Here is a 14,820-nt window from a genome sequence, read left to right on the forward strand (position 1 = left end):
TCTGGTAATTATTGGAAGATCGAATATTGGCTTGGCGTAAACGCCGATAAAGAAGATATAAATAGACATACTGAATGTTTATTTGGATACTTTATAAGGTGCTAACTTCTCCTTTACATCAACTGCGCTTTGTGTATAAATGCCTAAAATTTGTCCCAACGTTGTATAATTCATACGTGTATCCTCATGTAAAAGGACGATTTTGTTGGCTAATGCCGTATACGTTTTTATTTTTTTACGTAGATCATGATTTTTTAGCTGATCAGCATCATTGTTTAATGAATTAAGATCTGTTTGTATGCCGATATCAAAAATGCTATCGCGCATACTGAAATCCTTTAATATTTTATTGTCAATGTTATTGTCTATCGCATCAATCTCAGTATATATACGCTTTTTTAAATCGGCCTGTGTTTTACAGGAACAAATATTTAATATTATTATGAGTACCAATAGAGAGTTTAAAAAATGTTTCATGGCCGGTTATGGTTTTTTAGTTTTAAACTGCGACTGTTGAATGTAATTTTTTATACCACTCAAATTATTTGTGGCATTTTTGTTAAGTTTTGCTGCTGAATCAGTGAAGTTTTTCAAATTTTGGTTGAGTAAATCCTGTGCTTTATTTGTTTTATCCATAAAAGCTCCAATCTTCTCGAGTTTATCGGCTAACTCTTTATAATGATTGTCAGGGGGAGTAATGTTAATAGGATTTGGGCCTCTATTTTTTCCTAGTAATTTAACCAGTTCACTTGAATTACTATCTACCGATTGAGCAAGCGTATTGATTGATTCTACAATAGCTTTTCCTGTACTATCAGCAGCCTTTCCTCCTCCGGTACAACAGCAGCAACTTTTACCGTAAGGATCCAGTGATCCAGGATCTTGTTTTTTGGTTTTCTTGGGTTCACCGCCTTCTTCATCTTCGGGTATCGACTTTGAGAGATTCCAATTGCCTACCAGAAATATGCTGGATGGTTTTCCTGATACCACCTGATCCTCCGGAGTCATTTTAATAAGCGGGATTAACAAAATGGCTATCACAATACAAATACCCTGTATTATCTTTTTAATTGGTTGCACCTCGTCCAGGGTATCTAATTCGTATTTATCATTTTTATAAGATAGGATCAATAAAAAAGAGAGCATAACAATTAGGGTGGTAATAAAAATAATTATCCCCGCATGTTGGGTGTCTTTAACAAGTTTAATTTGGTTTTTCTTTATATCGTCATTTAAAATATTCTGTTTATTAAACCAAAGATTTCTAATGGCCCGGTTGATGTGCAGCTGTGCAACAGACGTACTTTGGTTTAGTAATATTTGCTGCTTTGTATTGATATAAGCAGGGCTTTTTTTGATTTTGTTAATGATCGAGCTTATTAACTTAGGATCAGTAGTTTTTGCAAGTGTATCGTGAATAAGCGGGCTGCTTAAAAGTTCTTTTATGCATAAATTGAGGTCTTTCTTATCCGCGCTATCTGCTATCGTATTACAATACTTAACCTTAATATTAAACGAATTAATACTATCCGATGTAACTTTACCTGATAGTAATTTTGAAAGAAACTTAAATGGTAGATTATCAATACTATCTTCAGTGCTTTGTGTTCTGATTGCTCTATACTCAACATCAAGATCTTCAATTTTCTTCTTGTAGATTCTGTTGGTATCAATTCCGTGAAATTTATTTAGATAAGTTGCAGTTTCTGTCGAATCTTGTTTGTTTCTGGATATATTATCATCCGCTTTATTCTTAGATACATAAAAAACCAACCCGGTACTTATAACTGCACTAATTAAAACCCATTTAAAGAAAGGATTAGATATTTCATTTCTACGCAACTTTCTTAAGTTGCCATTAAACATATAATATACCACTACCGCAGCATATATAATCAATATCAAGAAGATAAAGATATTATTGTCGAATATCTTATTGAATAGGGTTATAAAAATAACAACCGTTAATTGTGCTGCTATAAACAGATAAAAAAAACTGAGTTTTATAGATACGTAGGCTTCACTTAGGTTTATTTTAGCCGCTTCATTTTGTTTTTTTATCTCACCGAGTTCTATATAATATTTCTTTTTATCAATTTTAGCTTGTTCTTTTTCAGTGAAGCTTATATTAATATCAAGGATCTTATTGGAGATTTCTTTTATCTTATTATTGAGTTTCTTTATGCGCGAATCTGTACGGTGTATATTTTGTTCTTCTGTTGTTATAATCTCTAATAAATCTCCAAGTGTTTTATTGAAAAAATACCAGTAAATTATTAATAAAAGCAATGTGATTATAACTGTAATATTAAGCCACCGGCTAATAGTAGTTTCATCGGTCCATATTGGCAATAGTAATACAACAAAAACTACAAATATGAGGCCGATAATCCCTAATATCATTTTTTTTAATTTCACAAACACATCATTACTGAATTGAAAAAATGATAATACGAAGAGTATAATAAGCGGCATGGTAAAATATACCATAGAGAAGATTTTGAAAAGGCCCGGCATCTCAATCCCGTTTTGCTCAGCCAAAATAGCAAAGGTTTTAGGGACAATTACACCTATTGCAGGTAAGCTTACTATTACGCCAATAATAACTGCTAAGAAATCATCTCTGAGTTTTTCCCATATTTTATTGAAGTCCATATTGTGTAAGGTTTGTTGTATAAATTTATATAATAAATATATACAACGCATGCTTTTTTATACATAAGTATCACTTATTTAGATATTTATGTTTTGGATAAAGAATATTAAATTGGAGTTATTTAATATTCTTTATCCAAAAAATGGAAAGATATTGGAGTTAAATAAATATCAATAAAAGTAACAAGCGAGTGACGCTAACTTTTATAACACACAACGCAGCAGGTATGGTTAAGCATTGTGCGGGTAGTATAGATAAGAGGAATACCTAACAGGTGCTAAGCATTTACACTAATGCATCAAACAAAACCTCTGCAGGATGAAGCGCAATCCTTTTAGTACCATCTTTAATTTGGTGCCTGCAACTGGTACCTGCGGCAGCGATGATGTTATCAGGGGCCTTATTAACGGCGGGGAATAACACAAGGCTGCCTATCTTCATCGATACTTCGTAATGCTCTTTCTCGTAGCCAAATGAGCCTGCCATGCCGCAGCAGCCGGATGGGATTACTTCTACAGCATAATTAGAGGGGAAACCAGCAACTTCCGCAGCAACACTCATTGATGACAATGCCTTTTGATGACAATGCCCATGAAGGGAGATTTTTTTAACAGCTTGTGTAAAGCTTTCTTGTTTAATGTTACCTCGTTTTATTTCGGCGTGAAACCATTCTTCGAACAGGTAAACGTGTTTGCTAAGCTCTGTAGCGGCGGGTTTTAAACTACTATCAACCAGTGATGGATACTCATCCCGGAAAGAAAGAATAGCTGATGGTTCGATGCCGATGAGCGGGGTATCAGCAGTAATTATAGCTTGCAGGCTGCTCACGTTACTTTCGGCAAGGGCTTTAGCTTGGTCCAGCATGCCTTTAGATAGATAGGCCCTGCCGCTATCGGCGTGTGTAGGAATAACTACGTTATAACCTAATCGCTCTAACAATAAGATGGCTTTCTTGCCTATTTCGGCATCGTTATAATTAGTAAACTCATCGCAAAAAAGGTAAACCGTTTTGGCTGATGGAGTAGCAGGTTTCTTTCTTGCTTTGTACCAGGCTTGTAAGGTTTGCTTCGCCAGTTCGGGTAATGAACGGTCGGGATGAAAACCTGAGAATTTATTGATCGCCTTTTTAACCAAAGGAATGCCAATAGCGGTATTGTATACAAACGGTGCATAAGATGCCAACCCCATGCTTTTGCTAAAATTACCAATGAGTTTTGAGCGGGTGCTGATGCCATGCTCTTTCTGGTAATGGTACAGGAATTCGGCCCTCAACTTGGTCATGTCGACAGACGATGGGCATTCTATTTTGCAGCCTTTACAGGCAAGGCAAAGGTCTAACACTTCTTTTACCTCTTCGGCAGCTTTGCCTTTGCCAAGGGGTGCCGGAGCCTCATTTAAGTATTGGCGTAGTATGTTGGCACGGGCACGGGTGGTATCCTTCTCGTTGCGGGTTGCCATATAGCTGGGGCACATGGTACCACCTGTTACCTCGGTCTTGCGGCAATCGCCAGATCCGCTGCATTTTTCGGTGAGGCGCAGCATGCCTTCATCTGCCGTAAAGTCGAAAAGTGTATCGGGTTGCTTTTGCACTTTATCAGGTACAAAACGCAGGTTATCCAACATGCCGGGCGTACCGGTAATTTTGCCTTTATTGAAAATACCTTTCGGGTCGAAGATGAGCTTTACCTGTTTAAAAAGTTCATAAACCCTATCACCCATTACGTAGCTAATGTACTGCCCGCGTAACCGGCCATCACCGTGCTCGCCAGAAAGTGACCCCCGGTATTTTTTAACCAGCGTAGCCGTTTCTGCCAGTACATGCTGAAATAATTGCTGACCTTCTGCAGTCTTTAAATTAATCATCGGTTCCACATGCAGCTCGCCTGCCCCCGCGTGGGCATAAGCCGAGTAGGGGATGTTGAGGCTATGCAGCAGGTTTTCAAGATCATGGATATAATCGGGCAGGTCTTCAACCGCGACGGCACAATCTTCAATCAGGTTTACGGGTTGTACATCGCCTTTCAGGTTGCGCAGTAAGCCTAAGCCGGCTTTACGCAAGTCCCAGGCTTTCTTAGTATCATCACCGGTCAGTATGGGGTAGGCATAACCTAATTTAGCTTCTTTAAGGGCATCAATTAATGTATTGCATTGCTTAAATAATTCGTCTCTATCGTTATTAAAAAACTCCACCATCAGTATGGCTTCGGGTTTGCCTTCTAAGAAGAAACGGTTTACGGCCTGGCCAGCGTTGTTTATCGCCTGTTCCAGTATAACATGGTCAACCAGTTCAGAAGCTGCGCAATGATGGTTAACGGCTATGAGATTGGCCCTTAATGATTCTTGTAAAGTAGTGCAGTGAACGGCCACCACGGCAACTTCTTTAGGTGGCAGGTCAAGCAACTTCAATTTAGCTTCCGTAACAAAACAGAGTGTACCTTCAGAACCTGCAATAATAGTGCTCAGGTTGATACCCTGCTGTTGCAAAACCATATTAACCAAACTATCCAGGGCATAGCCACTGTTACGGCGTTTAACTTCTTTTTTTGGGAAGTTTTTAATAATATCGTTCTGGTTATTCCCGAGTTCTGCAATGGTTAAGGTGCGATCGTAGATCTTACCTTCGAGGTTGTCTTTAGTTCGTTTTTGGTCGATGGTTGGTTTATCCATCTCCTTAAAAAATACTTCGCTGGCGTCAGAAAGCAGGGCTGTAACTTCCAGTAAATTATCGCGTGTAGCGCCCCATATCATAGAGTGCAGCCCGCATGAGTTATTGCCGATCATCCCCCCGATCATAGCTCTGCTCGAGGTAGATGTCTCCGGGCCAAACATCAGCCCAAATGGTTTCAAATAAGCATTCAGATCATCACGGATTACGCCGGGTTGTACGCGCACCCATTTCTCTTCTTTATTAACCTCGATAACCGAGGTCATGTACTTAGAAATATCAACCACCAACCCATTACCCACTACCTGGCCGGCCAGCGATGTACCGGCAGCGCGTGGAATAAGCGTTAGCGAATATTTATTGGCGAAAATAATGAGGTGCTTAATATCTTCGGTATTGCGTGGCATAGCTACAGCCAGTGGCATTTCCTGGTATACAGAAGCATCGGTAGCGTATACGGCTTTTATGGTTTGGTGCGCGGTTGAATCGTCGAAATATAATTCGCCCGAAAAATATTTAGTTAGTTCCCGAAAGTCCATTTCTTTCCAGCTCATAGGTTCAAATATCATAAAAATGTGGCTAAGCAGTATCGGTTTAGTATTTCAAACTAAGGCCTGCCACTAATTTATAACCATTACTAAAAGCTCCGTTCATCTGGGTGTCGTTGGTTTGGCCGTTGGTAAGGTATAACCTGTCTGTACCGTTACCTGTTTGCCAGTTAAAGTAACCACCACCTATGTATATGCCAATGAGATGGGTAATAGAATAAGTGAGTGTTGCATTGGTATTAATACCGAATCCATCTGCGCTGTGCGTATAGCTCACCGGGTGCTGAAACTGGGTAATGAGGTTCCAGTCGGCATCGGCTTGATAACTTGCCTGGGTATATTGCACATCGGCATTTAAATTGAGTTTGGGAATGATGTGCCAAATGGCACTCAGCTTTACATACGGGCCTTTCCATTTGGTTGCGTACGAGCTGTTGAGGTTGGCAAATTGCCCGCTCAGGTCTACTAAATACAAATCTTGTCTGCTCTGTGCATATCCCAATTCAGGCCGGATCGTAACAATATTTCCTTTCAAAAAATGCCAGACTAACCCAGCATGCCACATATCGCTATAACCTTTATTATCATCAAAATTTTGGTTGTAAACAGGGTTGGTACGGTTATCAGATCCATAATCAGTATCATTTACTTTGCCCGAATGAATATTGCTGCGGGAGTATCCGCCGCTGATAAAAAGATCGCTCCAGATGTTGGCGTTAAGATGCGTTGAAAGCACAGTGCCTTTGAGATCCTTCCATTTTAGTTCAGAATATACATTTGGATTTTGCCCCTGCAGGTTGCCGGCTATCGACCAGTGAAAATTCTCTTGCTGATACCCGCTGCCGAAATCAATTTGAACTCTCTCTTTATTTTGGGCGAATGAAAATTGGGTGTATAGCAAAGCCATACAAAAAAGGCAACAGTATAAAATTGGTTTCATAAGTGGTTTATGAAAGCTAATATATAAAACAAGACCGGCGTTAATGCCGGTCTTGTTTATTTTAAATCAGATATGTTGGTATAGCCTTATTGGTTAACTGCAAAAGCTTCCCATCCCGATGCCGTAGTTCGGTTACAGGTCATGGCCTGGGTGCCATTTTCGCTGCTGATGTAAGCGCCGTTATTGCCACGCAGGGTTACCTTACCATCGGTAGTTGGTACCCAATCAAATTTCTCCCAATCGCCGTAGGTTGTACGGTTACAGGTTATAGGCTGGGTTCCGTTTTCAGATGATACGTATTTGCCCATGCTTTGTAGCGCAACTTTGCCTCCGCCTGCATCAACCACCAAAAACTGCTCCCAAGCCGATGCGGTAGGGCGGTTACAGTTCATGGCCTGTGTGCCGTTTTCGCCACTTACATACAGGTTGTTAAAACCTCTAAGGGTGATGGTTTGGCCGATAGGCGCTGTGCTGGTATTGGTTAATTTGTATACACGCACATAATCAAAAGACATAGTGGTTGGCAATGCACCATCATTAATAGTTTGGCCAGGCAGATCGCCTCCAACAGCCAAATTAAGAATAATGTAGAATGGCAGCTGGAATGCACCGGTATTATTGATGTTGTTTAGTGTGTTACCGGTTACATACAATGTATTATCCACGTACCAACGGATACCGCTGGCATCCCATTCTACAGCGTAAACGTGGTAATCGCCAGGCGTGGTGTTGGTGCTGCTGCCATATTGCACGTGGCCATTGTTGTTCCAGTGCATGGTACCCAATATGGTATTGGTGGTGTTTACATGTTCCATAATGTCAATTTCACCACATTGTGGCCAGCCTACCGAACCAATATTACTGCCCAGCATCCAGAACGCCGGCCATGTACCCTGCACCATCGGTAGTTTAATACGTGCTTCGATACGGCCATACTGCACCGAGAACTTACCGGAAGTGTTGAGCTTGGCCGAAGTATAAGGCTGGCCGCCTACACTTTGTTTCTTCGCTGTAATTACCAGGTTACCACCAGTTACCGTAGCATTGGCTGCCTGGTAGTATTCTTTCTCGTTATTAACGTTGGGGTTGCCGTTGTCGATGTTCCACTTGGTACCATCCACACCGGTTCCGTTAAACTCATCGCTCCAAACCAGTTGATAGGTAGCAGCGCGTGGAGTGGTTGGGGCTGTTGTTCCCAGATCACTTGTCTTACTGACATTGTTTGTGTCCTTTTTGCACGATGATAGCATGCAGGCACCGGCCAGTGCGGCAATGCTTAGAAAATTAAACAGATACTTTTTCATAATACAGAGATTGAGGTATTTGATTTAATTGATTTCTTGTTGATTATTGGTTCACAGCAAAAGCTTCCCATCCTGATGCTGTAGGGCGGGTGCAGGTCATGGCTTGTGTGCCGTTCTCGCTGCTGATAAAATCGCCGTTATTACCGCGGAAGGTAACTTTGCCATCGGCCGTAGGTACCCAGTCGAACTTCTCCCAGTCGCCATAAGTAGCACGGTTGCAGGTAATGGCCTGTGTGCCGTTTTCAGAAGAAACATATTTACCCATGCTTTGCAGTGCCACCTTACCGGCACCTGCATCAACCACTAAAAATTGCTCCCATGCCGATGCGGTAGCGCGGTTACAGTTCATGGCCTGTGTGCCGTTTTCGCTGCTCACATACATGTTGTTAAAGCCTTTAAGCGTGATGGTTTGCCCTATTGGTGCAGTAGTGCTGCCGCCTGTACCTGATGATTGCGTGCCTGCCCATTTAAAGGTAGCTACAGCGCCTGCTGCCAGAGTGTAGGTGAAAGATTCGGCACCCCATTTAACCTTGAAGCTTTGGCTGGCAGTACCTGTGTTAATAGCTACTAATACTTTAGTGCCATCGCTATTTTTAAAGGCTACGTTTTGGATATTACCCGATAGGTTTGATGAGATACGCACAGCGCCCGGCCTTACAAATTTAGAGGCATGGCCAATTACATAGTATCCGGCATTACGTGCCGTAACCGACGAGCCGCTGATGGTAATACCACCCAAACAAGTGCTGCAACCACCGGCAGTATGCGGGTTATTGTTAGGATCGGCAGCCAGGTTCCACTCAATTACGTTGCGGCTCCAGTTGCGGGTTGCGCCGATGATGAGGGTATTAACATGCCATGAAAGATCACCACCGAAGTTGCTTGGTGCACCTATGAACTGCTCGGTAAAGTAAATGTTTTTGGCAGGATATGCATTATGTACATCACTCAATGCGCTAATGTTACCTGCATATAAGTGAAATGCAGAACCATCTACATAACTATTGGCACTTGCATCGGCCAGTACTGCTTCCGGGTAATCGGGACGATCTGCATTGTGATCATAGCAGATAATTTTGGTAGATAAACCGGCCGAGCGTAACTGCGGGCCGAGGTTGTTTTTGATGAAGTTGGCTTCTTCGCTGGCCTGCATCACCATGCTTGGGTTATTATTGGGGTTTAACGGTTCGTTTTGCGGGGTAATGGCATCAATGGTAATGCCTTGTGCCTTCATGGCCTGTATATACTTCACAAAGTAATTGGCGTAAGCGCTGTAGTAGGCTGTGTTTAAGCTGCCAGCAGTGAACCCGCCATTGCCGTTGGTGCCTGTTTTCATCCATACGGGTGCAGTCCATGGTGTGGCTAATATTTTAATGGATGGGTTAATGGCGAGGATCTTTTTCAACACAGGCACCAGGTCGGTCATTTCTTTACTGATGCTGAAGTTGTTAAGGTTTACATCGGTTTGGCCGGATGGCATGTCGTCATAAGTAAAGTCGGACGAACTCAGATCAGACGCGCCAATACTTAGACGGATGTAACTGATACCGATTTGCCCGGTTCCGGTGGCAAAAAGCTCGTTCAATAAATTGGTTTGGGCTGTCCCCATGCCGTTAATAAGCTGGGCGCTACCACCGGTTAAGCAGAACCCGAAGCCATCGATGCCCTGGTAGGTCGTGTTTTCGTCAACGGTTACTGTTGTGGCATTGGTGCCTGCATCGGCAGCAAAATTAATGTTGGTTTGTGCCGCCAGCAGGGCGCTTTGATCGGCCTTGGTTAGCCATACGTTAACGGTTTCGTTAGCGGCGCGGGCAATGGTAGTACTTGCTTTAAGATCGGGCGTGTTGTTTTGCACCGTGTCTTTTTTACAGGAGAAATTAAGCAGGGTTGGCAGTAATACTGCAGCGAGTACCCTCAGTTTTAGCTTGTGATTTGGTTTCATAATTTATTCATTGGTTTTAGTAAGTGGCAAATTTGGCACGTACAAATCCCCTATGCTGGTTAGGCATTTAAAAATTGGGGAGTACAATAAACGGAGAGTTTATAATTGGTTTGTAACAAACATATAACCTTTTACTATGATTTGCAATAGGCGAAAATCTGTTAACGATTAATTTATTTTACAGGAAGAGAGAATGTTGCGTTTCCAATTATTTAAAGCGATTTAGCATAATTGAATTTTTTTGAAAAAAGTGTAAAATAAACACTAACTGTATTGTAAACAGTTATAAATAAGTTTAATAAAGCGTGTTTAATATAAAATATTTCAATGCTGTAACTTAGTGATACAGGTGGTTGTCATAAGGCTAAATCAACAATCACAATGTCTTTAGTTATAAAAAACCTTACCAAGCAATATAATAAACAGAAAACCGGATTAAGTGATTATTCCATCACCATAGAAAAAGGAATTCTGGGTTTACTGGGGCCAAACGGTGCCGGTAAATCAACCTTAATGAAAATTATTGCCACCATTAGCAAACCCACAAAAGGAACTTTGTTTCTGGATGGACAAGACATTGTAGATAACCCCGATTATATCCGCAGGATATTAGGCTATTTACCGCAGGATTTTGGCGTTTACCCAAACCTTAATGCTTATGAGTTTCTGGAATACATTGCTGCACTGAAAGGTGTAGGCGGTGCAGGTTTACGCCAACGAATTGATATGTTACTGGAAGGCGTGAACTTGACTGCCGATGCAAAACGCCCAATAGGCAGTTACTCGGGCGGGATGAAACAGCGCATTGGTATTGCACAGGCTTTACTGAACGACCCCAAAATCCTGATTTTTGATGAACCTACCGTTGGTCTTGACCCTGAAGAACGCGTGAGATTCCGCCAATTGATCTCTGATCTGGCTGATGACTGCATTGTTATCCTGTCATCGCACATTGTATCTGATATTGAGACCATTGCCGATGAGGTAGCTATTATGAAAAATGGTGTATTGCTCGATAAAGCGATTCAACCTGAAATTATCAGCCATGTGGATGGTAAGGTGTTTGAGACTTTAATTGATAGTAGTGAATTAAACAGTATCAAGACCAAACACATTATTATTAATACAACCCGGCAGAAGGATAAAACTAAAGTGCGGTACATTACCAAAAATCAGGAATCCGAAGCTGCATCAACCCCGGTTACTGCCACTTTAGAAGATGCTTATTTATTTCTAACCCAAAACGTTTAAGGATCGTGAAATATATTTACAGCATTATTAAGGCCGACTACCTCCAACGCACCCGTAGTTATGCTTTCCTGATCACGTTGGCGGTTACCATTTATGGTGCTTATTCTTTTGTGCCACCGCCAAGCGCCAACTATACTACGCTTACTATTCCAGGTTTTCAGGGCGTGTATAATTCGGCATGGGTAGGTTATGTATCCGCCATGATGACTACCGTTATGTTATCACTATGGGGATTTTTCCTGGTAAACAGCGGCATTAAAAAAGATATTGATACCGAAGTTGGATTGATCGTAGCAACAACTCCCATAACTAATCTGGGTTACCTGCTCAGCAAGTTCTTAAGTAATTTCCTGGTGTTACTTACTATTATGGGTTTTACGTTTGTGGTAAGTATTGGTATGTTCTTTTTGCGTGCCAGTGGTTCTCCGCGTATAGTTAGTGATTTCGTACTGCCTTATGTTCTATTTGCGCTGCCATCCTTGTTCTTGGTATCATCAATAGCTATTGCTGCCGAGGTGTTCCTGCGCGATAAACTGATCTTACAATGCATAGCCTTTATATTTTTGTTCGGGGTTATTATCAGTAGCTCAAAAGGGGCTCCTGATAATAACGGTGTTGTTTTGATGGATGTATTTGGTATAAAAACAATAACTAATAGCATTAGTAATCAAATCAACACACAATACCATGCCAATATTCATGATATTTCGATGGGCTTTATATTCAACAGCCACAGAAAGGCTTATCAAACCTTTGTATGGAATGGCGTTAGCTTTAGCGGTGTGTTTATACTGAGCCGCTTGTTGTGGATTTGTATGGGGTTTGTGGTAGTTTACGTTTCTTCCTTCTTCTTCCACCGCTTCGATTTTAAACAAGTCTCGCGCAGCAACAAAAAGAAGAAAGTAGTATTGAGCGAATCGGCTCAAGAAATTGTTTACAGAGAACCTGCAACCATCAACCTCTCGAAAATGCCGAAGCTGGTGCCCGATTACGGCATTATCCCATTCATCAAAACAGAACTACTATTGCTAACCCGTAAAGGTTCTAAATGGCTGTGGCTAATTGTTGCCGGTGTTTGGGTAGGGATGCTATTTGCACCATTGAATATTGCTTATGGTATTTTGCTCCCCGTGATCTGGTTTTTGCAGGTAACCCGCTGGTCGGAGTTGGCTACTAAGGAAAAGGCTAATCAACTGCATTATTTTACATATTCCTCATATAAACCCTTACAGCGGATGTTGCCAGCTCAGATATTGGCAGGCGTAATATTGGCTATTGCTTTGGCCTTACCTGTAATTGTACGAAATGCAATTGCTGCTGATGGTTATGCTGTTTTTAATATCATCAGTGGCGCTGTGTTTATTTTGTTACTGGCCGTAAGCCTGGGTATTGTAAGCGGAGGTAAAAAGTTGTATGAAATCCTGTTTTTTATGATCACCTATTTATTGATAGAAAAAGGATTTATTGCGGATTACATGGGCGCCGTGCCGCATGCTAACCATATCCTATACATAACCGTTATATTAGGATTGAATGTGCTTTTGGCAGCAACAGCCTTTACCGTGCGGAATTACCAGGCGAGGCACTTGTAGCCTTTGCCGGCATAATTTCCCGGAACCGGCTGAAAAAAATAATAGCCAGCAGGCAAAGTATACAGCCACAAATACCGTTAAGCCGCAAGCCATAATCATGGCCTGGATCTTTACCATAAACAGTGAGGAATGTGAATAACGCTATGCCCAGCGTTTGCCCCAGTTTTACAAAAAGGTATTTAACAGCGAAGAACATGCCTTCACGGTTTTCGCCTGTGCGCTGGGCATCGTGCTGGGCAATTTCGGCTAAAATGGCATTAGGCAATACGCCAAGCGAAGCCAGCGGAAATGCGGCGGCGATTACCAAAATATAGATTTGAGTTACCGACGATAATGGGAATTTCCCCAGGAAATAGATAGCCACAAAGATGACGCTTAATAAACCGAAAGAAAAAAGCACAATGGGCTTTTTGCCAATCCGTTTAGAGAGATAGTTTACCAACGGATAAAATATCAGCGAGATTAAAACCATAGTGCCCATCAGTACGCCGCCCATAGATTCGGGCAAATGAAGCAGTACGGTTACAAAAAATAATAACCCGCTTGAGATAATACTGAGCGCCATGTAATACGAGAAGTCGGATATGAGGTAGTACTTAAAATTGCGGTTACTAAATGTTTTTCTGATAGCAGGCAGCAAAGGTAAGTGTGATGGGGTGCTGGTTGTAAGTTTGGTTTCATCAATCGCAATAACCGGTATCAGCATTACAATGCCTCCAAATATGGCCAATCCCCAAATGGTGTATTGCAAGGCATTGTCGCGATCGGGTACGTTAAACGCCAGCTGAATCCCATCGGCAAAATTGTTAACCATAGCCGATAGGATAATACCGATGACAAAGCCCACTTGTTGAAAGGAGGAAAGGTTTATCTTTTCATCGGCTGTCTCAGCAAGTTCGGGCAGCAACGCATTGTAGGGGATAATATAGGTAGTAGCCCCCATAAAAAAGCATATAAGCGTAAAGGCAAGCCAGCATGCATTTTCTAAACTTTCGCCTTTAACAAGCGGATAAAAAGTGAGGCAGCAAAATACAACGGTGGGTATAATGGCCTTTTTCATGAACGGTGTACGGCGGCCGTGTGGGTTAGTGCTTTTATCGCTGAGTGAAGCAATAAAAGGATCGTAAATGGCATCAAAAAACCGCCCTGAAGCGGCTATGACCGACATGATGTTAAGCACACCGAAGATTAGCAATTGCGGTATAAAAGGCATTAACCCCCGGTTGGCCGGCGGAAGATAAAAAAACGGCAGCATCACGATGATAATGTTGGTCATGATGCTCCAGCCCGTCATTCCGCAGGCGTATGCAAGTTGTTTTTTTAATGATAATTTAGCAGCAGGCATCTGGTGTAATATGCAAATATTACCTTACAAACTAAATGCAGGTATTACAATAATTCTGTTCATTTTTCTATTTATATCAGATACAAATAAACACGCGCTATGATTTACAGGGAAGCCATTTTAAGTGATATACCACAAATAATGAAGGTGAGGCTGGCGGTAAAAGAGAACGTTTTATCGAATCCAGCCCTGGTTACTGATGAAGATTGCGAGAACTACTTAACCATACGTGGTAAAGGTTGGGTTTGCGAAACGGAGGGACAAATTGTTGGTTTTGCTATTGCCGATTTAGCGGTCATAATGTATGGGCATTATTTATAGACCCTGATTTTGCAGGACAGGGCATAGGTAAGCAATTGCATAACCTAATGCTCGATTGGTATTTTGAGCAAACCAATCATCCCATTTGGTTAGGCACAGGCTTTAACACCAAAGCCGAAACCTTTTACCGTATGCAGGGCTGGACCGAAGTTGGCTTGCATGGTACTAAAGAAACTAAGTTTGAAATGACGGCAGAGGATTGGTTCGCGAAAAAATAACTCATAAAAATTAACAATTGGTGTATCAAGTTTGTTAC

Annotated in this window: 11 protein-coding genes; 4 read left to right on the top strand and 7 right to left on the bottom strand. The window is 41.6% G+C overall.

All coding sequences use genetic code 11. The features are described 5' to 3' along the window. Positions 1-78: 78 nt before the first annotated feature. The 6 genes from PQO05_RS04440 to PQO05_RS04465 all read right to left on the bottom strand — a co-directional run bounded on the left by PQO05_RS04440 (position 79) and on the right by PQO05_RS04465 (position 10,055). Positions 79-477 (bottom strand): hypothetical protein, encoded by a 399-nt coding sequence (locus PQO05_RS04440; RefSeq protein ID WP_273631454.1) that lies wholly within the window; start codon positions 475-477, stop codon positions 79-81. 6 nt (positions 478-483) lie between these two features. Continuing rightward, positions 484-2,655 carry a cation:proton antiporter gene (locus PQO05_RS04445; RefSeq protein WP_273631455.1) on the bottom strand — a complete coding sequence of 724 codons (2,172 nt, stop codon included), beginning with the start codon at positions 2,653-2,655 and terminating at the stop codon, positions 484-486. A 286-nt stretch (positions 2,656-2,941) separates the two neighbouring features. Next, complete coding sequence (locus PQO05_RS04450) at positions 2,942-5,890, bottom strand: FAD-binding and (Fe-S)-binding domain-containing protein (protein ID WP_273631456.1); 2,949 nt, start codon at positions 5,888-5,890, stop codon at positions 2,942-2,944. 25 nt (positions 5,891-5,915) lie between these two features. Further along, positions 5,916-6,776 carry a hypothetical protein gene (locus tag PQO05_RS04455; RefSeq protein WP_273631457.1) on the bottom strand — a complete coding sequence of 287 codons (861 nt, stop codon included), beginning with the start codon at positions 6,774-6,776 and terminating at the stop codon, positions 5,916-5,918. 119 nt (positions 6,777-6,895) lie between these two features. Continuing rightward, complete coding sequence (locus PQO05_RS04460) at positions 6,896-8,113, bottom strand: family 16 glycosylhydrolase (RefSeq protein ID WP_273631458.1); 1,218 nt, start codon at positions 8,111-8,113, stop codon at positions 6,896-6,898. A gap of 43 nt (positions 8,114-8,156) precedes the next feature. After that, positions 8,157-10,055, bottom strand: a complete 1,899-nt coding sequence (locus tag PQO05_RS04465; RefSeq protein WP_273631459.1) for a glycoside hydrolase family 30 beta sandwich domain-containing protein — start codon at positions 10,053-10,055, stop codon at positions 8,157-8,159. A gap of 381 nt (positions 10,056-10,436) precedes the next feature. On the opposite strand from PQO05_RS04465, the gene PQO05_RS04470 reads away from it, so the two are divergent. Together PQO05_RS04470 and PQO05_RS04475 are read left to right on the top strand one after the other, a co-directional pair. Beyond that, entirely contained in the window at positions 10,437-11,306 is an 870-nt protein-coding gene (locus tag PQO05_RS04470) for an ABC transporter ATP-binding protein (protein ID WP_273631460.1), read from the top strand. 5 nt (positions 11,307-11,311) lie between these two features. Then, on the top strand, positions 11,312-12,898 hold the full coding sequence (locus tag PQO05_RS04475; protein WP_273631462.1) for a hypothetical protein: 1,587 nt from the start codon (positions 11,312-11,314) through the stop codon (positions 12,896-12,898). Here PQO05_RS04475 and PQO05_RS04480 read toward each other — a convergent pair. Then, positions 12,864-14,243: an MFS transporter gene (locus PQO05_RS04480; protein WP_273631463.1), complete on the bottom strand. Its 1,380-nt coding sequence runs from the start codon at positions 14,241-14,243 to the stop codon at positions 12,864-12,866. The two genes, PQO05_RS04475 and PQO05_RS04480, sit on opposite strands and share 35 nt — an antisense overlap. A 99-nt stretch (positions 14,244-14,342) precedes the next feature. Between PQO05_RS04480 and PQO05_RS04485 the strand changes: the two genes are divergently transcribed. Together PQO05_RS04485 and PQO05_RS04490 are read left to right on the top strand one after the other, a co-directional pair. Continuing rightward, on the top strand, positions 14,343-14,564 hold the full coding sequence (locus PQO05_RS04485) for a GNAT family N-acetyltransferase (protein ID WP_273633581.1): 222 nt from the start codon (positions 14,343-14,345) through the stop codon (positions 14,562-14,564). Further along, positions 14,489-14,782: a GNAT family N-acetyltransferase gene (locus PQO05_RS04490; RefSeq protein WP_273633571.1), complete on the top strand. Its 294-nt coding sequence runs from the start codon at positions 14,489-14,491 to the stop codon at positions 14,780-14,782. Before PQO05_RS04485 ends, PQO05_RS04490 begins: the two co-directional genes overlap by 76 nt. The last annotated feature ends 38 nt before the right edge of the window (positions 14,783-14,820 follow it).

Source organism: Mucilaginibacter jinjuensis (assembly GCF_028596025.1).
Lineage (GTDB): Bacteria > Bacteroidota > Bacteroidia > Sphingobacteriales > Sphingobacteriaceae > Mucilaginibacter > Mucilaginibacter jinjuensis.